Origin of the sequence: Arthrobacter sp. TMP15, from assembly GCF_039529835.1 — a bacterium.
Classification (GTDB): Bacteria; Actinomycetota; Actinomycetes; order Actinomycetales; family Micrococcaceae; genus Specibacter.
The window spans coordinates 1,028,247-1,049,355 of sequence record NZ_CP154262.1 but is presented as its reverse complement, the minus strand read 5'-3'; the positions used below and the strand labels follow the sequence as shown (position 1 = coordinate 1,049,355).

The window sequence follows — 21,109 nt, the reverse complement described above, 5'->3', positions numbered from 1 at the left end:
TCTTAGAGTTGGTTGACGACGATGGGGATGGCTACTTCAGCGCTTTGTCCCGTGAGACTTGCCGGCATGTTTGCAGCGAGTGTCGTCTGAAAACAAAACACGCCTGTGCTGCCCTTTGTTATATCGATTGTGGCCGTCACCGGGGTAGCGGCCGAATATAACGATGGCTGGCTACATTGGTCAAGAGAAGTTGCAGCAACTACTTTGGTTCCCAGGTACTGCGCCAATGCAGAACCCGAATCGTCATCTATGACAGGTGCACTGGTAATTGCGCGAACGGTAAAGACACCACCAGCATCGCTCTCATTGCCAAGTTTTACGCCGGCATAGGCGCTCTGTCCAGGTATGACCGTTCCCAACGGAGTGGTGCTCAATGACATGGTTGCTGCGTTTCCGGCTTCACTCGTCATGTTCATAGCGGTACTAGTCACGCTATCGGTCAAACTAATTTGAAAATTAGCGGCCTGAATACTTCCGGCATTCGCATTTGCTACCTTGTTCCAGAGTGCATAGCTACCTTGAACGGTCAGCATTCCCAGCACTACTGCAATCAGCACAAGGCCAGTTGCTTTCAGCGCGTGGGTGGTTTTCATGGCCGCTTCCGTCTAAGGGTGGTGATGTGCCGGTGGAACCAGCACATCACCGGGGTCTAGCGCTGGTATTGCCTGACTGTTAGTTGGCGTTTGCCGGTGCTACCTGAACCAGCTTATATCCGAAGGCTTCTGCGTTGAAGTCATACTTGCTGTTTACTGAGCTGCGGTTCTGCGTGTCGGTTTTGAACGTGAACGTGGTTGTGGCGTTTACGTTGCGAGCGAACGTTGACACGGGGGTGGTCACAGGAACAGTTGCAGCAACGAGGGTTCCGGGAATCAGATCGCCAGTCAATACTTTCTTGGCTGCACTTGTATCAGTGAAAACAGTTGTGACCGCAACATTGGAGTCTTCAAAGTTTTTGTTAGCCCCGGTCGGCAGTCCTTTAGTGACCAGTGTGGCTTTCATCAAGTCGCCCGTCAACGTTACGTTCAGGGGTTGAGTGTAAGTGAGCGTGTCACCCGGCACTACTTTATACGAACCGATGGCGATCGTGGTGCCGGCCGCGTTCTTCCAAACACCGGCATCCGCTACCAGGTTCAAATCACCGGAAACAACCGAACCCATGGAAGCATCCTGCGCCTGGTTCCAGGTAGCCAGTGTTCCGCCGCCACCTACCAACAGAATAACGCCTACGCCAGTTGCAATTGCGCCTTTTACCATCTTGTTCATGCGAGACCCCTTGTTCAAGTTCTTCTCAGCAAGTCTTCCTGCCGATGGGTATAACAATGCCGCTCCCAACTCAAGAATCAGCCTTGAAAACCCGGAAGATTCCAACAAGAATGCCCTAAGATTTTCCCCCGTTCCCAAAGACTCAAGAACACCTCAAGATAAAGTCTCAAGTCTCAGCCAAAAAAGTCTTGGCTGCGCAACTCGAGTCATAGAACAGCGCTATTTGGTCCGTGTGGGACTATCGTTATCTGCTGCATATCAAACGCCCGTTGCGACTGCCACCCTGAAGGATCGAAGTAGTTATGCCAACCACAGTTTCACCGGATAGTGCCGGCGGTCATTTCAACTCCAGGGGTACGTTGCAGAGAAGGACCTTCCTCACACAGCTGCCCCTGTCGATCCTGGTTGTTTTTGCAGCAGTCATGGCTATGGCGTTCTATCCGCAGTCGTTTCGGGAACCCCTCTTCATGAGTTCCCTCTTAATGCATGCACTGTTACTACTGGCAGCCTTCGCCGTGCCATGGGACAAACTACCTCGAGGCGCCTTCTTGATAATCCCGTATCTTGATTTCTTGGCGATTGGGCTCCTACGGTTTGGCCACCCTCAGTTCTTGTCAGCAATCGGCTTGCTCATCTTTTTCCCTGTCTTTTGGTTGGCTTCCTCAGGGTTGGCTAAACGCATCTCGGTAGTAGTCAGCGTATTTGCAGCCTTACTAATTGTTTGGATTCCGGTTTTCGGTCCGCAGACTGGTTTCACACTGGAGCAGCTCGTCAAGCCAGTCCTTTTTCCTCTAGTCATACTGGCCTTCGCCATCATGGTGATCGCAGTGACCAAAAGAGTTAATCTGCAACGCAAGTCTTTGGAGGCCAAAGATCTGGAGTTGAGGGCCGCACTTGAAGTGAGCAGGCAGCGGGAGCGGTTGTTGTCAACGGTGCTAGGCACGGTCGCCGTCGGACTGGTAGTGGTGGACGCTGACGGCCACGATGTCCTAATGAATGATACCCAAACAGCTCTCCATTCTTTAGCACTCCCAGAGAACATCGCGGACCCCCAGGAGAAGGATCTCTTGCTGTTTGGGCCGGATACGGTCACTGAGGTGCCGGCCCAAGACCGCCCGGTCCGTAGGGCTATAGAGGGCGAAACCTTTACTGATTACCAAATGTGGTTGGGAACCGGTGAGACCAAGCGCGCGGTTTCCACTGCTGCACGGCCCATGTATGACGCGGCCGGAGCTTTCGACGGCGCCGTGATCGTGTTTCATGACATCACCAAGATGATGGCAGCACTAGAGAGTAAGAATGACTTTGTGGAGCATGTCTCGCATGAATTCCGCACCCCGCTAACCTCGATTCACGGCTATTTGGAAATGGTGTTAGAGGACACTCCCGAGCTTCCAGACGTTGCGCGACGATTTTTGGGTATCGCAGCACGAAATGTGGAACGCCTGAACGCTTTGGTGGCGGATCTCCTCACGGCGGATGCCGTTACCCTTCAAATAGGTCGCGCAGATGTTGCCCGGCTGATTGAGGAGAGTTTGGGTTCAGCGGCTCCCGCTGCCGCCGCCAATAAAGTCACCTTGGTCAACGCCGTGGAGGCACCTCTCCAAGCGTTCGTCGATGCCAGGCGAATTGGGCAGGTGCTGGATAACTTCGTCTCGAACGCCGTCAAGTACTCCCCCGACGGCGGAACAGTCACCGTGCGGGCATGGTCCCACGGAGCGGATCTGTGGTGCGAGGTTCAGGACACAGGTATGGGCATGAATAGTGCAGAGCAGGCAGAGGCTTTCACTAAGTTCTTCCGCGCTAAGTCCGCCATGCAGCGATCCATTCCGGGCATCGGATTGGGGTTGATGATCTCACGGACCATTGTTGCCAAGCATGGCGGGACCATCAGCTTGCACAGTAAGCCCGGGGTGGGGAGCACTATTGGGTTCATGTTGCCCGGTTGTTTGGCCACCAAGGATGAAACAGCTGCCCTTGAACGAATCAATCCAGGGAGTGCGGCTGACGCTGGGCGAGCCAGACCAGTGTCCACTGAATAGCAGACTTCGGGCCTGATGAAAAGCTCAAGATTGACTCAAGTATTACGGCAAATCGGGAAGATTTTGAGTGGTTTTGTGTTGAAAACGGTCTTCTAAAAGACAAAGGTTGTCCTTTTGTATAAGGTTTCGCCAAGATTGCAATTTTTAGGTGAAAACCGGTCTCATCTGCCTAATCTGGCATTATTATTGAGAGTGAACACACCATCAGTTGAGATTGTGTGTCACAACGAAGCAGGAGTTGGGAGCAAATATGACTGTCACCATGATGCCTCTTGTTTGTACCGAAACTTTGCACACACTAGAAGAATCGCTCAACGGTGAGACGGCTCTTTGCCGCAGCTTCGTCTGCCGCTTCATTGACATGTGGCCCGAGCGTTTCCGCCGCATTCACCAAGCCGTCAAAGCTGGCCACCTGGATAACGCCATGGACGCTGCCTTAAGCCTTCGCAGTTCCAGCATGATGGTTGGTGCCGCCCAGTTGGGCGAGCTGGCCAGTGACCTTGTCAGAACTCTTGAGTCAGGCTGCAACGTCAATGCCGCTAGACAACTCAGAGTATTACGACAGTGCGGGAATCTAACTGCAGCCCAACTGACTTCGAGCTACGTTAACGCAGCCTAAGCGGATGTGAACGCAACCCCTGCGAAGGAACATTTTACCGCGTTAACCAGACAGACCAGAGGTGTAAGCACCGCAAGTCCGTGAAACACTCCTCTAGACTGGGCACGTGAGAACAACCAGCCACAAAGTGGCAATAGTCCTAGGCATCGTTTATTTTTTTGCGTTGGCAGGGATCCTTTTTTGGCCCTCCCCTGTGGACAGGCCCATTGATAGCGCACTGACTCATGTCATTCAGTGGTTGCACGCCCACGGATTACCACAATGGTTTGTTGGCTACCGCAAAATTGAATTCGGTGCCAATATTCTTCTGTTCGTGCCATTTGGCGTTATTTTAACCTTGCGCTTGCCACGCCGCCTATGGTTCTTTAGCGTCGTCATTGCAGCAGCCGTCTCAGGCGCCGTGGAGTTGGCTCAGGGAGTATTCCTGCCTCAACGAGTGCCCGCACTAAGCGACATTGTGGCCAACACCTCCGGAGCTTTCCTTGGCGCGCTACTTGTACTGTTCGTGTGGGCCGTACGCAGGCCCCGCACGCGTAGGCTAACACCGCGGAAAAGCTAGAAATCCATGCACCGAAAAAATCAAACATAATAGAATTTAGGATCCCTTCACGTTGCGAACGGATTAACTTCTGCCCCTAGCTCTAGAGTCGCGGATGCGGCCGGGCTAAGCTAAGAATATAGGGTGGCCCGGCAATTGAGCGGTCATCTTATTTATTGGTGGGAGCATGAACCAACAGACTCGGAACAATGATGAAACCACGTATTCTGGTAATGGCCGGTTTGGGTCTTGCTGTGATCATTATTGCTTTGGCAGTGGTCCTGAATTTATTGCCTGTTCAGTCCGACGAAAAACAGGTTGCTGTTTCCACCATTACCCCTTCAAGCCAAGAATCAGAGCCCAAACCAGCCCCGGCCACCAATGCAGCAGTGCCCGCCCCGGCTAACCCCAAGGCTCCCGCCGCAACGCCGGACCCCAAAAGACCGCTTGAAGTAATTCCCCCTGTTGGGCAACCTACAAATCCAACTTTGCCTAAATCTCGGGTGGACGCGCCATTGATCAAGACGCCGCTTCCGCCCGAGGCCAGCGCCAACGGGAAGCTTGTTGACGGTTTTCCCTCCGCCGTGATTCTTACCGAACCAGCTTCAGCTTTGAAAAGTAGCTCGGTGAGCCCACAAGGATCAATTCTTCAGGTCAGCCTCGTTGCCCGCACCACCACCGAACCGCTGGGCGTCATGGCATTTTACCAAAAGCAGTTTGCCGCTCTGGGATTAAGTGCAGCCCAGGCTCCCGCCAGCACCGGTGCAACTGCCATGTGGTTCACCCGGGGCACGGATAAAATCACCGTAACAGCCACACCACACCCCAGCGGCGGCACGGAGTACAGCATCTTCGGCATTTTTCACGCAGAAAAATAGGGAAACCCAGTAAATGTATCTTTCCTTTTCGGATCGCCGTGGCGGCAAAGATGAAATGCCAGCCCGCGCGTCCACTGTCTTTAAAGTATCGCCCATCATCATCTCACTTGGACTGGTCAGTCTCTTCACTGATATCTCCTCCGAATCCGTCAGTGCCATACTGCCGCTGTACATCACCGGCGCTTTGGGACTGACCATGGTGGCCTACGGTTTTCTGGACGGTATAAACCAAGGGATCAGCGCGGTGGTGCGTATTGGCGCTGGCTGGACCGCTGACCGCTCAGACCACCACAAACTGGTAGCTTTTCTTGGTTACGGCTTATCCGCCGTCTCGCGAGTTGGGCTGCTGGTGGCGACTGGCTTCGGGGCAATCACCTCCATCATTGCCGTGGACCGGATTGGCAAGGGCATCCGGACTGGTCCCCGTGATGCAATGATCTCTGAAGCCGCCCAGCCTGAGCATCTAGCCAGGTCCTTCGGTGTGCACAGGATGCTTGACACCGTAGGTGCCACGATTGGCCCATTGCTAGCGTTCGTTGTGCTCTTGCTGATCCCGAATGGATATCACGCAGTTTTTGTTGCTTCTCTTGCCTGCGGTGTCATTGGGCTAGCTGTCCTGGGCCTGATAGTTCCGGGCAGGAAACAACGTGCTGCCATTATCGCCAAAGCTTCTTCTGCCACAACGGAGACTGCAGTTGCCGCGGCTGGCCCGCAAGCCCGCCGGCTCCCGTTCCGGTGGGCTGACTTGAACAATATAGGCATGCGCAGGCTACTGTTGGTGGCTGCCATCTTTGGTCTGGTGACCATAGGGGATGGGTTCATTTACTTGGTTCTGCAAAGCAGGGCATCCTTTGCAACCCAGTGGTTCCCGCTGCTTTATGTTGGAACCAACGTGGCCTACCTGGTGCTGGCTATACCGTTGGGCCGTTTGGCAGATCAATGGGGCCGAATGCGCTTGTTCATTGTGGGACACGGGGCTCTGCTGGCGGCCTACCTCTGCGCGGCACTGCCTACCACCGGTGCGGGGGCAACGCTGGCTTGCCTGCTTCTTCTGGGCATTTTTTATGCTGCCACAGACGGAGTCTTAGCCGCTTTGGCTGGCCAATTCTCAACACCAGCCAGCAGAGCGAGCGGGATCGCCGCTGCACAAACAGTGGTGGCGCTATCCAGGCTTGTGGCCTCAGTTGGTTTTGGAATCCTGTGGTTTGCTTTGGGCCGCCAACAGGCAATCCTTTTGGCCGCCGTTGTTCTGGCCCTAGCTATACCCTGCGCAGTCTTATTAGTGCGCGGATTGAAGCCAACACAGGTTCCGTTGTGACGTCCCGGGCACGCTGGGCGTGGCTTTTGAGTATCACCGCAATAACCTTGGCCCTAGCCATCGGCTATGGTGTGTGGTCATTCATCCAGTACCAGCAGCGCCAGAGCGCACCCGCTTCAGTAACGCTCACGAGCGGAGCAATTGACCCGTCAGTGCCTCACGTGGTTTTTCGAAATACCGCCTCAGGCGCCGGGTACGGACACGTTGCAGCGGTGCCCCTGAGCAATCCGGACGGTCCACGCCAGGTCACCGAAGCGGTGTGTGATCGCGTCTATTCCGCCGGTGGTACCAACGCTTGTCTGCGCACCAACGCCGGCATCGTCACCACTTTTGAAGCTGCGGTCTATAACGCCACATGGCAGGAAGAACGGGCCTGGCCGTTACCTGGCATTCCCAGCCGGACAAGGGTCTCCCCCGACGGGGAAATGGTTGCATCCACGGCTTTTGTCACCGGCCATGCCTATGCCCCGGCAGGATTTTCAACGGCAACAGTCATTGCCAAGGCCGCGGGTGGAGACTTTGGAAATTTGGAAGATTTCGCTTTGATTGTTGATGGTGACCCCATTGCCCCCGTGGATAGGAACCTGTGGGGCGTCACGTTCTCAGCGGATGACAATATTTTCTACGCCACGGCAGCCAGCGGGACAAACACGTGGCTGGTGCGCGGGGATCTGGCCAAACGGACTCTGACCTCCATTCAGAAAACTGCTGAGTGCCCGTCGCTGTCCCCCGATGGCACCCGCATTGCCTATAAGAAGAACACTGTCCCTGGCCCCAATCCACATTGGAATATTGCTGTCCTGGACTTGGCGACAAACGTAGAAACTGTTTTGTCGGAAACACGCAGTGTGGACGATCAGGTGGAGTGGCTTGACAATGCGAGCCTCCTTTATGGTCTGCCCCGCGCTGGTGCAGTTGGTGACAGTGATGTTTGGTTGGTTCCTGCCACTGTTGGCGGGGCTCCCACCCTGTTTATTGAACATGCGTGGTCGCCGTCCGTTGTTCGCTAGGGTGCTGGCGGCACAGAGAACACCACATCAACAAAGTAGTTGCTGGAGTTCCAACTGTTGACCGGCATGCCTCCACCAGTTCCGTAAAAGTACCGGCCGTTGCTGCCGGCGCCCACGGATAACGGACCTTGAGTGAACGGTGCCGCAAAGAATGCCCCCGTGGATGAGTAGCGCCCGTTCGGTGCATAGTAGGAGACCGTGTAGGTGGTTCCAGCCGTGAGCGCCAGAGGCGTGGCTAGAGTGGCGGTCTGCCAGCCGGTTGGTGTCTCAGACGTGAACTGGACAGTGGCCAGCCTGACACCTGTCCCGCTCCAGATAGAGCCAGTGTGCGCGCCCACGTTGCCTGAACCCTTGAAGAACCGGATGGCGGTTACGCTCCCGGCTATGGAGGGTGTGAACGCCACACCCAATTCAATGGCTGCTGGATCATCTGCGTTGGCTGCCGTGGCCGGTACAAGCGCACCGAACATGGAGTAATTACTTGGTGTTGCCGAGCCATCTGCGGTACCAAACTGCCATGTGGCGTCCGCCAGTGCGGCACCTTCGACGGACACAAGCTGGCCCAGTGTCACGGAAATGGTGGCGCCCGTCGGAAGCGCCGCTGCGGGCGTCACGCTCAGTGTTTTCCCATCCGCAGATAATGCCGTGGTGCTGGCCAACACCGTGGCACCGTTTTTCAACTTCCCCGTGTAGCCCGCCGCCAGCGGTGCCGAGAACGTTGCTTTCACAACCGCATCCACGGCCTGATCACTTGCCCCTGGGACAGGTGACTGGCTGAGCAGTGTCAGGGGTGCTGCTACTGGCGTGAAGATGACGTCAACCAGGTAGCTGGCAGAGGATCCGTTCACCGGATAATTGGAACCATAGGCGTACACCGCCGAACCCGCAGGCACATGCAGTGGACCAACATTAACGTCCCCACCATACGCCCCCGGTGTCGCTGAATACGTACCCACCGGATTGCTATACGCAGCCGTATACTCAGTCCCAGCAGTGAGCGCTACAGGAGTTGCAAACATCACGCTCTGCCACCCAGTAGTGGACTCACCGGCAAACACCGCCGAAGCCAGCAACGTCCCATCTCCCTTATACAAGTAACCGGTATGGGTACCCGTATTCCCAGGCCCCTTGTAGAACTTCACCCCAGTGACAGTGCCATTAGAAGCCGCACTGAACTTCACACCCAAGGACAAGGGCGTCCCGTCAGCAATCGATAACACAGTAGGAACAGCACTGTCCTGATACAAACCACACGGACAGCCAACCGTATCCGGCTTCACAGTTGTAAACGACCACACAGCACCAGCAGTAACCCCACCCCCAGCACTAGCAGCACTCAGTGTTGCCGTGTACACCGTGCCCTTGGCCAACGCAGCCGCCGGCGTAAACACCGCCGTCCGCGTAGCCACGTTATACAAGGTGGAACCAGCAACCGAAACCCCCGCCGCCGTCTTCACCACGATCCCCACACTGCCCGCCGTCACATCCTTAGACAACACAGCACTGACAGGAGTAGAAACACCCACACTGCCAGCACCACCAACCGGCACCTGCCCCGTAGCCACCAACGGCATGGCAGGTTGTGTGAAGATGACGTCAACCAGGTAGCTGGCAGAGGATCCGTTCACCGGATAATTGGAACCATAGGCGTACACCGCCGAACCCGCAGGCACATGCAGTGGACCAACATTAACGTCCCCACCATACGCCCCCGGTGTCGCTGAATACGTACCCACCGGATTGCTATACGCAGCCGTATACTCAGTCCCAGCAGTGAGCGCTACAGGAGTTGCAAACATCACGCTCTGCCACCCAGTAGTGGACTCACCGGCAAACACCGCCGAAGCCAGCAACGTCCCATCTGCCTTATACAAGTAACCGGTATGGGTACCCGTATTCCCAGGCCCCTTGTAGAACTTCACCCCAGTGACAGTGCCATTAGAAGCCGCACTGAACTTCACACCCAAGGACAAGGGCGTCCCGTCAGCAATCGATAACACAGTAGGAACAGCACTGTCCTGATACAAACCACACGGACAGCCAACCGTATCCGGCTTCACAGTTGTAAACGACCACACAGCACCAGCAGTAACCCCACCCCCAGCACTAGCAGCACTCAGTGTTGCCGTGTACACCGTGCCCTTGGCCAACGCAGCCGCCGGCGTAAACACCGCCGTCCGCGTAGCCACGTTATACAAGGTGGAACCAGCAACCGAAACCCCCGCCGCCGTCTTCACCACGATCCCCACACTGCCCGCCGTCACATCCTTAGACAACACAGCACTGACAGGAGTAGAAACACCCACACTGCCAGCACCACCAACCGGCACCTGCCCCGTAGCCACCAACGGGGAGGTGTCGGTTGTTTCAAAGATGGCATCCACAAAGTAGTTACTATTCTCATAGCTGTCTGTGGGGAAGCTGCCGTTGGTGTTATAAACACCGGATGGTGCAGCGCCGAACCCGCCCGCTGCTGCCAGCGGAGCAGCCGTAATCCCCTTGTAGTCCCAGTAGCCGGTGGCGTAGGAGTAATGCCCCTTGGGAGCTTGGTAGGAGATCACATAACTCTGCCCTGCCGTGACGCTCACAGGGGTAATAAACTTGGCATTCTGCCAGCCGCTGGCGCTTTCATTGGCGAATATCAGCGTCGCCAGCTCAGCTCCGGAGGAGTTCCACAGACTACCTGTGTGGGTGCCTGTGTTGGCTGCACTCTTATAAAAGCGCACTCCTGAGATAAATCCGTTTTGGGTTGGGCTAAATCTCAATCCAAGAACGGTTGACCCAGCATCACCTGAATCTGCGTTCTTTGGCACCTCATTGCCAAAAACGCTGTACGGACCGTTGACTTGCAAGGTGAGTTTTTTCGGCGTGGTGGGATAGTTGGCACTGTCATCGATGCCGCGTACCAGGATATTTTGAGTGCCGATTCCATGCTGTACGTAGCTGTAAGTCCAGTTGCTTGTTCCGCTGGCGGGATGCCAAGTGGCACCCGCATCCGTGGAAACTTCGACGCCGGCCACTACCCCGCCGCTATCCGTGGCCGTTCCGCTCAGCGTCATCTTGGCGCCATTGATAACTGCCGAACCATTGGCCGGGCTAGCGATAACAACCACCGGAGCGGTGGTGTCCGTACTGGCTGCTGCTGCCACAAGTGCGGGGTCAAGGGTTGCCGGCTGCGCACCCATATCCGCAAAAAGGTTCACCTGGGCCTGGCGCATTCGAGGATCTGCCGGAGCACCTGCGCCGTCGTGTGTTTGGTCCAGTCCCCAGGTCCATTGCACGCTGCCGGCAGAGAAGATCAAAGCTCCGGCCGCGTTCTTGTACAGGGTGATGTTGTGGGTAGTGGTTCCTGGCAGAACAGCATTTCCGTAGTCCTGCAGGTATTGGGGTGTGCTGCCAACTGTGGTGGAGAGCCGGATCAGGCCTGCTGGCCTGAAGCCGTTGTCAAGGTCTTCATTGGATTCATAGCCCACCGTGTGCGGGGCTAGTGCGGCCTTGGTTCCTGCGGCCAGCGACTTCAGTGCCGTGTTCCGCCAGAGCCGGGTCTTCCCCTCAGCGGCGGACACTGTCACCGGAAGGTCGGTGTAGTTGGACATATAGATGGTTCCGCTGAGTGCATTTTCCGGCATGCCGCCGCCGTTGGCAGGGGAAGCGAACCGGGGGTCCCGCCACGTTCCAGTCCACTCTTGTGCTGGATCAATTTTGGCGTTTGACCAGGTCTCTTTGTAGGAGGTGATGGTGCGGTAGCTGGTGTTATCCGTGGCGGAGGGTTCGTACCGCGTCCTCCAATAATCGTCATTGCCGGAGAGGAACTGCAAGTTCACGCCCGCATTTGCCGCTGCCGTGATGTTGGCGCGTTGCGCGCCGGACCAGTATTCGTCATGGCCCACTGAGAGGAACACTTTGTGGTTGGTCAGCAGGCTGCCATGCCGGTCCGTATCAACACCGGCAATATAAGTGGTGTCATAACCGTTTTGTTCCAGGAACCGCACCATTGCGTATTCACTGGCGAAGTAAGCATCCCGGCCGTCAACATCTCCACGGGTGACAACAGGACGGTTGTAACTGATCTTGAACGCACGGCCAATGGATGCCCCCTGATAAAAGTCCGCTCCGCCGTAGGTGTTGTAGGCCTGCCAGGTTGGATCTGAGGTTTGGAAGACTACCTTCGCATGGCTGGAATCATCCCGGACAATGAACGTGATGTGGCTGGTGTTTCCATTATCTTTCCTTTTTAACAAGGCAATATAAACACCCGATACGGCGTTGGCCGGGACCGCCCACGACGCCGAGAGCCCCCAGGTTCCACAGTCGTAGAGTTGCGTTGACACGTCAGAAAGGCATTGCGGCTGGGTCTGAGGGAGGGCGGCTGAGGGGTTGATGGTGGTGATCTTGCGAGCGCCTAGCCCTTGGTACCAACCAGTGCGGTAAATATCGATGCTGTAGTTCGAGGCATTGGTCTTAATCTTGAAGCCCATGGTTTGGCCCACATTGACGCTAATGTCGGTGGAAAACCCTTGAATGTCTGCATCCCCCGCCCCAGAGATATCCCAAACGGACGGGTCCGTGCCGGGTTTACTGTTCTCACAAGAAATCGGGTTACTCCCGGCGCCGCAGGGATCCGCAGCCAGTGCCGCCGAGATTGGACCGAGTATCAAACTCACACCAACCATGGCCCACGCCAGCAATGCGGCCAGCACCACCACAAGCCACCTTGAGCGCCCAAGCATAGGCGTGGCACCGCCGGAACGCATACTGCTGAGACGTGCATGTGATTCATTCATAGCTGCTGTAACGCCCTTGCTCTATTCCTCTGCCCGCCACCCCATCACAATGGCACCCGCCCACAACGGGTTTGGACTTTAACTGAGATTAGGTCCGGTGCTAGAGCAGCACAAGAGTAGTGGCAGAAACAAGTAGTTCAGCGGAAAAGCGAGTACTCGGAAACATTCCTGACACATCAAGGAACGTTGAGCCGTTTGCGTCAGGAAGCTGTTTGCATCAGGGCATCCTCGGCCGCAACCCATGCCAGCATGGCGCACTTGACCCGGGCCGGGAACTTGGACACCCCGGAAAGTGCTGCTGCGTCTCCTAGGATCTCCTCATCCCCGGCCAGTTTGCCGCGGGAGCGCATAACCTCCCGAAAGTTCTCGATCAACTCCTGCAGCTCCTCCGCCTGTAAGCCAATAGCCAGTTCGCTGAGGATCGAGGCCGATGCCATGGAAATGGAGCAGCCATCCCCAGACCAGTGGATGCCGGAGATGCTCCTGGAAGTCTCCGGGCCGGAGGATGTTTCCACCCGCAGCGTGATTTCATCACCGCATACGGGGTTGAGCTGATGACACTGGCCCATCCCTTGCGGCAAATTGCTGACCTGGAGCTGGTCCGCCGGCAGGTCGGCACCGTGGCGGGTTTTAGCCTGCTCCAAAATGATCTGCTGGTAAAGAGAATCTAATGAACTCATGTTTTTATTCTCCGCTCACACCAAAGTAGGGACGAACTTTGGCAACTGCCTCAAGGAACACATGCACTTCCTCGGGGGTGTTGTACAAATACGTGCTCGCCCGGGTTGAGGCGGAAAGGCCAAGCCGGCGGTGCAGCGGCTGGGCACAATGATGCCCCACTCGCACGGCGATCCCTGAAGCGTCAAGGAACTGTCCGACGTCGTGCGCATGAACCCCTGCCACCTCAAACGCGGCCAAGCCAGCCCTCGGGATGCCCGAAGCCGGTCCCAGCACCCGGATGCCTTCGATGGCTTCAAGTCCACTGACCAAGCGCTGCCCCAGTGCAGCTTCCCAGTCATGGATGCGGTCCATGCCTGTCTCATGCAGGTAATTCACGGCTGCTGCCAGCGCTACAGCCTGGGAGATGGGCTGCGTGCCGGCTTCAAACCGCTGTGGCGCCTTGAGGTATTCGGCCTTTTCCATGGTGACAGTGGTGATCATGGACCCTCCTGTCAAAAAGGGTGGGAGCGCATCTAACAGCGCGGCCTTCCCATAAAGGCCCCCAATGCCCGTGGGAGCAAGCATTTTGTGTCCTGAGAACACAGCAAAATCAACGTCAAGGGCCTGCAGATCCAACGCCATGTGAGGTGCCGATTGGCAAGCGTCCAGGACAACCAGTGCCCCCACGGCGTGGGCCATTGCGGTGAGCTCTGCTGCCGGGTTGATGACGCCCGTGACGTTGGAGACGTGGGTGAAAGCAAAAACCTTGGTGCGCTCGGTTAGTAGTTGCGCTGCGGCGTCCATATCCAAAGTGCCATCATTGTTGATGGGGATGAATTTCAGGGACGCGCCTGTGCGAGCGCACAGTTCCTGCCACGGCACCAGGTTTGCGTGGTGTTCCATTTCGGTGACAAGAATTTCATCCCCAGGCCCGACGCCGAACTGCCGCGCCTGGGCGGGCACCTCACCAATACTTGCGTTACCAAACGAGTAGGCCAGCAAGTTCAGCCCTGCGGTGGCGTTGGCCGTCCACACCAGCTCGTTTTCCGCTATGCCCAGGAAATTGGCCACTGTTGCCCGAGAGTCCTCAAAAATATCCGTTGCTGCCACGGCCAAAGTGTGTGCACCGCGGTGCACGGCCGAGTTGCGCTGCTCGTAGAATTCCTGCTCAGTTTCCATGACGCTTATAGGCTTTTGAGACGTGGCACCGGAGTCCAAATACACCAGCGGCTCTCCGTTGACCTCCTGCGCCAAAATCGGGAAATCATTGCGGATGCGCAGGACTTCAGTGCTTGTCATTGGACCGTCATGGTCAACAGAGTGTGGCATCAAAACAGACGCTCCTTGATAGATTCAGCAACTTTAGTGTCAGCAACTTTGGCTTCAGCAACAATCGGCCGTGGGACCGCCGCCGGGTGCGAGAGTAAATACATCACACCCATTTCACCTAATTGTTGCATCATTGCTGCGTTGCGGCATCTCAGGGGTGACTTACCTTAGCTGGCCCGTGTATGACTGTCAGTTCACGGCTGCAGGCGTGACCGGCGCTACGCTGAGTTCATAAAGCAGCCCAATGAAAGTGGAGAAGCATGAAAAAGATCAGGGCCGGCGTGGTAGGCGGCGGAATTATTGGGGTGGCGGTGGCTCGGGAACTCTTACTTTCTGGCGCCGCTTCAGAGGTGGTCCTGTATGAGAAGGAGGCTGAACTGGCTGCCCATCAAACCGGGCACAACAGCGGAGTGGTCCATGCTGGGCTGTACTACGAACCCGGGAGTCTCAAAGCACGCCTATGCCGCCGTGGCGGGGAGCTACTGCGTGAACTCGCAGCACGCCGGGCCGTGCCCTTTGATGAATGCGGGAAAGTGGTGGTAGCCCGCGACGAAAAAGAACGGGCCCGCCTGAACTCGATTTTTGAACGTTCCGTGGCCAATGGCGTACCCGGAGTGAGATTGATCAGCCACACTGAACTGGCCATCATTGAACCCCACTCACGCGGAGTGGCCGCGTTGCACTCCCCCAACACCGCCATCACCGACTATAAGGCGGTAACAGTGGCCCTTGCTGCGGATTTCACCGATGCCGGTGGCACTGTGCGGCTTTCACATAAAGTTACAGAAGTGCAGGACGGCGGAGCTCAATCGAGCGTAACCGCCAACGGCGCCACCGAGTCATTTGACCTGGTGATCAACTGTGCAGGCCTGCAGTCCGACCGCTTGGCTGTGACCTCAGGCGATGAGAAGAATCCGCGAATTGTGCCGTTCTTTGGTGAGTACTTTCTGCTCCGTCCGGCCAAACGGGCCCTGGTAAACGGGCTGATATACCCGGTCCCGGACCCTAAATATCCCTTCCTAGGTGTGCACCTAACCAAGCGGATCGACGGGGAAATTATGGTGGGCCCGAACGCGTTTCTGGCCGGAGGACGTGAGGCCTACCGGGGCCATCAAGTATCCCCCTCTGACCTGGCCGATGTGCTTTTATTCAGCGGATTCTGGCGTTTTGCGGCCGGAAACCTCCCCGCTGCCTTCCGTGAAGCTCGGACAGTGGTGAGCACGCGTGCGTTTGTTGACGCTGCGCGCGCCTATGTTCCCGAACTTGCCGTGGCCGATGTGGTGCGGGATCGCAGAGGCATCCGCGCCCAAGCGATGAACTTTGACGGATCGCTGGTTGATGACTTTGTCATTACAGGCAGCAGCCGCGTGATGCACGTACGCAATGCACCCTCCCCCGGAGCAACCTCCTCCATGGCCATTGCCGAACATATTGTGGCCCTGGCTGGCAGCCAGCTCAATCCCTAGGACCACCACTTGCTTTGGTGTCCGCAGACATGCAGGCCACCCTCTCCAAAGTGAGTACCGCTACGTGCCTAATGTAGGTAGATCTACCCACCAGGGGCGAGTATCGCGCCCAAAATTCGGGTAAGACCTCACTCTATCCGCGCCATTTTTCCCTCCCTAAAGTCCCCAGTAGAGCAGTAACTCCGCAGGCTATCCACGCCTGGGGACACTGCTCTTTCTAAGGGCCGAACACTCGGCCCGCAGTGGACCAAATGGGGGTCGGAATGTTTGGCATCAACCTTGTACAGAACCCGGGCGCAGTCCGGACAAAAGGCCGGCTAAGCGGTCCCCGCACACTGGCCCAGGCACCACAGCAACATGACGGGCGTACTGGCAGCAACGGGCGCATTCGCAGCACTCCAACCGTTGTCCGCGCTGACGCTACGCTTGCCAGCAGCGCTGTCATTGGCGGAGCAACAGTGGATCTACGCACCTTCGATGACGCCGTTGCACAGATCATCGCTGCCGCAGCTGGGCCCCAGGATAAGCCGCTGGGTGTTGCCTCGGCCAACCTTGATCACATCCTGCACTTTGGTGCCGGGGGCCGCTGGGAGGGCAGCCTGGACCCGGCTGGTACCGTCGGCTGGCTAACACTGCTGGATGGTGCCCCCCTGAGAACAAAAGCAGCGCAGCTCACGGGACATGAATGGCCCAGACTGGCTGGAAGTGACCTGATTGATCCCTTGCTGGATAAGGCCGAGCTGGAAGGGCTACGTGTTGGCTTCCTTGGCGGCAGCGAACACACGCAGGAGCTCCTCAAGCTCAAGTTGGCCGAACGCAGACCCACACTGGAAGTTTCCGGCTGGTGGACTCCTGAGCGTGCCGAGCTGGCCTCCCCCGCTCTCTCCACCAAACTCGCCAAAGAGATAGCTCTGACATCCACCGACATTTTAGTGGTTGGTTTGGGAAAGCCCCGTCAGGAACTATGGATTAGCCAGTACGGCGCACTGACAGGCGCACCAGTTCTGCTGGCGTTTGGTGCTGTTGTGGATTTTTTGGCCGGCCGAATCAAGCGAGCTCCGGAAGCCGTTTCCGCGGCAGGGATGGAATGGGCCTGGCGTTTGGCCATGGAACCGCGCCGCCTGGCCAACCGGTACTTGGTGCAGGGCCCGCAGGCTTATTTGCGTATGAAGCGGGACAGTACCGTGGGGCTCTCCCCCGCAATTCCACCACTCGCGGGGTGGTCAGCTGCCACCTCCAAGCTGACACAGGCTGTGTCCACAAACGGGCTCCCGCCCCAAGCAACCCAAGCAACCCAAGCACCACAGGCCGGTTGTTTTGTGGCCAAAGAGAACTTAGCTGATGTCAGTGTTGTTGTGGTTACCTACAACAACGCCGAAGATATCTCTCCCCTGCTGGAGTGCCTGCGGGCCGAGACCAAGGGACAGTCTCTCAAAGTAGTTGTTGCGGACAATGGCTCCACCGACGGGACGATCGGGCTGGTAGCCGATCATTTTGACGTGGTGCTTGTCAAAACTGGCGGGAATCTAGGTTACGCCGGCGGCATCAATGCAGCACTTCGTGAAGCCGGACCATACGCGGATGTGCTGGTCCTCAACCCCGATCTAAGGGTCCTGCCGGGCGCTATTGAAACCCTCAGGGGCAGGATGCGCCAAAGCGGCGCCGGTATTGTGGTTCCCAAACTCTTGGACGATGACGGCACCACGTACACGTCGCTGCGCCGTGAGCCCAGCTCGCTCAGAGCCGTCGGTGATGCAGTTCTGGGCAGCAGGGCAACAGGGCGCCCGGACTGGTTATCCGAAATTGATTACTGCGCGGAAAGCTACCACTACCCACACGCCATTGAATGGGCCACCGGGGCGGCACTCCTCATTTCCGGCACAGCCGCGGCCCAAGTGGGTGACTGGGATGAACGCTACTTCCTTTACTCCGAGGAAACTGACTACTTCCGCCGAATGAGGGAAAGCGGTCGCAGCGTTTGGTTTGAACCCGGGGCAACAATGGTCCACAGCAGGGGTGGTTCCGGTGCCTCCGCAGCGCTGGTGGCCCTCATGGCGGTAAACCGTGTCCGTTATGCCAGTGCACACCATTCCGCCGCCTACAGCGCAGGTATCCGTACCATCACCGCCGCTGGAGCTTTGGCACGCAGCTACAAAGCAGGCGAGCGCAAGGCATGTTTGGCCCTCGCCGGGCTGACGCGCTGGGATAAACTTCCCCAGGCCGTGGTTGCTTCCTCGGCAGTGACGGCTGGAACATCTGCGCCGGCTCCCTTTCCCGACGGGGCAGTCATCATTCCCGCCCACAATGAAGCCGCTGTCATTGCCAGAACACTGCAGCCGTTAGCTGCGCTGGCAGAGTCCGGTGCCATCGAAGTAATTGTGGCGTGCAATGGCTGCACTGATGCAACAGCAGCCATTGCCCGATCGTTCCCTGGCGTGAAAGTCCTGGAGCTGGCGGAACCCTCAAAAACCGCCTCGCTCAATGCGGCCGACGCTCTGTGCACTCGCTGGCCCAGGCTGTACCTGGACGCTGACATTGAAGCCACCACCGAAGCCTTGGCCGCAGTGTTTGAGCACCTACAGAATCCCAATACGTTTTCGGCCCGGCCGGCGTTTTCATATGACACCACCGGCTGCAGCTTCTTTGTCAGGGCGTACTACCGTGCCCGGGCACGCATACCCGCCCTGCAGGAACATCTGTGGGGCGCCGGCGCTTACGCCGTGAATGCTGCAGGACATCAACGCTTCTCGATGTTTCCTTCGGCAACCGCGGATGACCTGTACGTGGATTCGCTCTTCACCGGGCTGGAGAAAGCAATTTTGGCAACAGTGCCCGTAGTGGTGCGCACCCCCACATCGTCAAAGGAACTGATCAAGACTCTGCGGCGCATTTATCGGGGCAAGGACGAACTGAAAGCCGGGTCAAGTCAGAGCAGCGGGCTTGGCAATCTATTGCGCTCCGTGAACGGTTTTCAGCCCGCCCTGGACGCGGGCGTGTATGGTTCCTTGGCTGTTATGGGCAAGCTTCAAAAGAGTAAATCTCTGACGACGAGCGGGGGCTGGGACCGTGATGAAAGCAGCCGGGGAAGCCACTGACAGGCCAACCGAATTGGACCTACAGTTGTTTTTCCCATTGACTTACATGTTACGATTTGGTTACGGGGGAGAACGTCTTGGTCTGAAACGACAACCCTTCAGGACTATCCCATAATGCAAAAGAAGATAGCGCTCGCGCGCCTGGATTTGCCTGCCAAAGGCAAGTTCTTCCGCGGCAAGCGTCCACAAATCACCCTCGCTTCAGTAGCTGCATTGGCGTTGCTGATGCCCATGCTGCTAGCCCCTCCCACAACAGCTTCTACCGAACTAGTTTCCGAAGTTTCTGCTCTGGATAACCGGGTACCACAGACCCTGGTTGACCCTGATACGAGGTCAGTTGAGCTTGGCTCAACATTCTCCAGCAGCCAAGCCGGAGTAGTCTCAGCAATTCGGTTCTATTGGACCCCAGTCAACGAGGGGCCTCATGTAGTCAACTTATGGTCAACAACCGGTGAGAATCTTGCCACCGCAACACTGCCAGCATCACAGGGAACCACTGCCGGCTGGCAAACTGTAAAGTTCACGACCCCGGTGGCAATCTCGAAGAACGAAAAATACGTAGCTTCTTATATGGCGCCCATGGGCCGTTACGCAGTTGAAGAAAACGGCCTGGACCAAAGCCAGACCCGTGGACCATTAACACTGCATGCCAAAGGTGGTGTGTTTGCCTATGGCACTGGCGGAGAGTTGCCCACCTCCACTTACAAAAATAGCAACTACTTTGTTGACGTTGTTTTCACCCCCTCGGCAGGTGAGAACGTGCCGACCACTCCGGCACCCGTTCCAACTACCGCGCCGACTCCTGCACCTCCAACAACTGAGCCAACAAGCAAGCCGGAGCCAACAACTAAACCCGAGCCTGAGCCAACAACACCCGGGACTGTGCCGGCAGCCTTGGACCTCCCCCGTATCCCGTGGGAAGGTGGGGCTAGTTATTGGAAACAGTTCAAGCATGCAAATGATGCCGGTTGGTCTGATCCCTCATTCTTCCCGATTGTTGCTTGGTACAACGGGATAAGCTCCAACGCCGAAGCCCAGTATGACAAAAAAGTGGGTATTAACACCTACATTGGCATGGACTCCAACACTCCGTACAGCTTGTTCAAAGACAATGATCTGTTCTGGATTGGCGGAAAACTGAACAGTACGTTCACCGAAGCCAGCAGTAACTGGGTGGGTAACTTCCTTGACGATGAAGTTGATGGTCGATTCACACCTGAAGAAGGCCGTGCGGTCCTGCAGGATTTGAAGGATAAGAACGCGGGCAATGGACGCTTCAACTACTCCAACTTCACGCAAATGGTTATCAGCAATGATATGGAAGCCTCGGACTCCCAGGCTTTTGTCAATGACTACACTGACGCAGTTTCACTTGACATGTACTGGTACACGATTCCATTCTGCGACTGGTCACCGTTCCGGCAGAACTACATCACCCCTGTCAATCAAGAAAACTGCCGCACGGCATCCAGCTACGGGAAAACCATGGAGTCCCTGCGCAAGCAGGATTCCGCTGATGGGAAGTTACAGGCTCCGTGGCAGTTTATTGAGCTTCTCAATGGTGGGCCCGGGGGCGGCCCCTTCACAGCCAATGTCTCTGCCGGCCAGCTGAAGGGCTCAGTCATGAGCTCAATTATCAACGAGGCACGTGGTTTGGTGTACTTCAACCAGAGCCTCTCCGGGCCCTGCCAAGGTGGCAGCCTGATCCGGCAGTCACAGGTTACCCAGAACTTTTGCGGTCAGGCTCAAGTGGATGCAGCCACCACCGTTAACAACCAGATCAAGCGACTGGCCCCCGTGCTCAATAGTCAGTCCTATGAATACTCCTTTGGTCCTGGTTTGGACACCATGCTCAAGACCTATGACGGATCGGCATACGTATTTGCCATGGTCGATGGCAGTTCATCACCGGGGAACCGGGCGTTCACCCTGCCCAAGGGGCTCAAGGCGAACTCGGTTGAAGTAGTCGATGAGAATCGAAGCATCGCAGTTGGTCCCGATGGAAAATTCTCCGACAATTTTTCCAGCGAGTTTAGTTACCATATTTACAAGATAAAGTAATCCTCTTCACGCACGATTAGGGCCGTTTCCAGCCACCCCGCGGGGT

The 21,109-nt window shown here is 56.7% G+C and carries 14 protein-coding genes; 9 read left to right on the top strand and 5 right to left on the bottom strand.

Annotated features, from left to right (window positions below; genetic code table 11):
* Positions 1-2: 2 nt before the first annotated feature.
* Entirely contained in the window at positions 3-593 is a 591-nt protein-coding gene (locus tag AAFM46_RS04645; RefSeq protein ID WP_343319838.1) for a hypothetical protein, read from the bottom strand.
* 79 nt (positions 594-672) lie between these two features.
* Entirely contained in the window at positions 673-1,263 is a 591-nt protein-coding gene (locus AAFM46_RS04640) for an alternate-type signal peptide domain-containing protein (protein ID WP_283530327.1), read from the bottom strand.
* Between the two features lie 302 nt (positions 1,264-1,565).
* Here AAFM46_RS04640 and AAFM46_RS04635 point away from each other — a divergent pair, with 302 nt between their 5' ends.
* The 6 genes from AAFM46_RS04635 (at position 1,566) to AAFM46_RS04610 (ending at position 7,668) form a co-directional block, all read left to right on the top strand.
* Entirely contained in the window at positions 1,566-3,305 is a 1,740-nt protein-coding gene (locus AAFM46_RS04635; RefSeq protein WP_343319837.1) for an ATP-binding protein, read from the top strand.
* A 250-nt stretch (positions 3,306-3,555) separates the two neighbouring features.
* A complete protein-coding gene (locus tag AAFM46_RS04630) occupies positions 3,556-3,924 on the top strand; it encodes an Hpt domain-containing protein (protein WP_343319836.1) in 369 nt (122 codons plus the stop codon).
* Positions 3,925-4,030: 106 nt separating this feature from the next.
* A complete protein-coding gene (locus AAFM46_RS04625) occupies positions 4,031-4,483 on the top strand; it encodes a VanZ family protein (protein ID WP_343319835.1) in 453 nt (150 codons plus the stop codon).
* A gap of 188 nt (positions 4,484-4,671) precedes the next feature.
* On the top strand, positions 4,672-5,340 hold the full coding sequence (locus AAFM46_RS04620; protein ID WP_343319834.1) for a hypothetical protein: 669 nt from the start codon (positions 4,672-4,674) through the stop codon (positions 5,338-5,340).
* Between the two features lie 13 nt (positions 5,341-5,353).
* Positions 5,354-6,658, top strand: coding sequence for an MFS transporter (locus AAFM46_RS04615; RefSeq protein ID WP_343319833.1), 1,305 nt, complete (start codon positions 5,354-5,356; stop codon positions 6,656-6,658).
* A 26-nt stretch (positions 6,659-6,684) separates the two neighbouring features.
* A complete protein-coding gene (locus AAFM46_RS04610; RefSeq protein ID WP_343319832.1) occupies positions 6,685-7,668 on the top strand; it encodes a hypothetical protein in 984 nt (327 codons plus the stop codon).
* Here AAFM46_RS04610 and AAFM46_RS04605 read toward each other — a convergent pair.
* The 3 genes from AAFM46_RS04605 to AAFM46_RS04595 all read right to left on the bottom strand — a co-directional run bounded on the left by AAFM46_RS04605 (position 7,665) and on the right by AAFM46_RS04595 (position 14,441).
* On the bottom strand, positions 7,665-12,452 hold the full coding sequence (locus AAFM46_RS04605) for a DUF4082 domain-containing protein (protein WP_343319830.1): 4,788 nt from the start codon (positions 12,450-12,452) through the stop codon (positions 7,665-7,667). The genes AAFM46_RS04610 and AAFM46_RS04605 overlap by 4 nt on opposite strands.
* Before the next feature lie 200 nt (positions 12,453-12,652).
* On the bottom strand, positions 12,653-13,132 hold the full coding sequence (gene sufU, locus AAFM46_RS04600) for a Fe-S cluster assembly sulfur transfer protein SufU (protein ID WP_343319828.1): 480 nt from the start codon (positions 13,130-13,132) through the stop codon (positions 12,653-12,655).
* Between the two features lie 4 nt (positions 13,133-13,136).
* Positions 13,137-14,441: a cysteine desulfurase gene (locus AAFM46_RS04595; RefSeq protein ID WP_343319826.1), complete on the bottom strand. Its 1,305-nt coding sequence runs from the start codon at positions 14,439-14,441 to the stop codon at positions 13,137-13,139.
* A gap of 260 nt (positions 14,442-14,701) precedes the next feature.
* On the opposite strand from AAFM46_RS04595, the gene lhgO reads away from it, so the two are divergent.
* The 3 genes from lhgO (at position 14,702) to AAFM46_RS04580 (ending at position 21,063) form a co-directional block, all read left to right on the top strand.
* The gene (lhgO, locus tag AAFM46_RS04590) at positions 14,702-15,907 is read left to right on the top strand and encodes an L-2-hydroxyglutarate oxidase (RefSeq protein ID WP_343319824.1); all 1,206 of its coding nucleotides are present in this window, start codon (positions 14,702-14,704) and stop codon (positions 15,905-15,907) included.
* Between the two features lie 263 nt (positions 15,908-16,170).
* Positions 16,171-19,002 (top strand): WecB/TagA/CpsF family glycosyltransferase, encoded by a 2,832-nt coding sequence (locus AAFM46_RS04585; protein ID WP_343319822.1) that lies wholly within the window; start codon positions 16,171-16,173, stop codon positions 19,000-19,002.
* A gap of 114 nt (positions 19,003-19,116) precedes the next feature.
* Positions 19,117-21,063, top strand: a complete 1,947-nt coding sequence (locus tag AAFM46_RS04580; RefSeq protein WP_343319821.1) for a DUF4082 domain-containing protein — start codon at positions 19,117-19,119, stop codon at positions 21,061-21,063.
* Positions 21,064-21,109 lie beyond the last annotated feature (46 nt).

Coding starts and splice junctions, on each gene's coding strand:
- AAFM46_RS04605 (WP_343319830.1), bottom strand. CDS start 12,452: ATGAATGAATCACATGCACGTCTCAGCAGTATGCGTTCCGGCGGTGCC.
- AAFM46_RS04585 (WP_343319822.1), top strand. CDS start 16,171: ATGTTTGGCATCAACCTTGTACAGAACCCGGGCGCAGTCCGGACAAAA.
- AAFM46_RS04640 (WP_283530327.1), bottom strand. CDS start 1,263: ATGAACAAGATGGTAAAAGGCGCAATTGCAACTGGCGTAGGCGTTATT.
- AAFM46_RS04630 (WP_343319836.1), top strand. CDS start 3,556: ATGACTGTCACCATGATGCCTCTTGTTTGTACCGAAACTTTGCACACA.
- AAFM46_RS04635 (WP_343319837.1), top strand. CDS start 1,566: ATGCCAACCACAGTTTCACCGGATAGTGCCGGCGGTCATTTCAACTCC.
- AAFM46_RS04580 (WP_343319821.1), top strand. CDS start 19,117: ATGCAAAAGAAGATAGCGCTCGCGCGCCTGGATTTGCCTGCCAAAGGC.
- lhgO (WP_343319824.1), top strand. CDS start 14,702: ATGAAAAAGATCAGGGCCGGCGTGGTAGGCGGCGGAATTATTGGGGTG.
- AAFM46_RS04645 (WP_343319838.1), bottom strand. CDS start 593: ATGAAAACCACCCACGCGCTGAAAGCAACTGGCCTTGTGCTGATTGCA.
- sufU (WP_343319828.1), bottom strand. CDS start 13,132: ATGAGTTCATTAGATTCTCTTTACCAGCAGATCATTTTGGAGCAGGCT.
- AAFM46_RS04615 (WP_343319833.1), top strand. CDS start 5,354: ATGTATCTTTCCTTTTCGGATCGCCGTGGCGGCAAAGATGAAATGCCA.
- AAFM46_RS04620 (WP_343319834.1), top strand. CDS start 4,672: ATGATGAAACCACGTATTCTGGTAATGGCCGGTTTGGGTCTTGCTGTG.
- AAFM46_RS04595 (WP_343319826.1), bottom strand. CDS start 14,441: ATGCCACACTCTGTTGACCATGACGGTCCAATGACAAGCACTGAAGTC.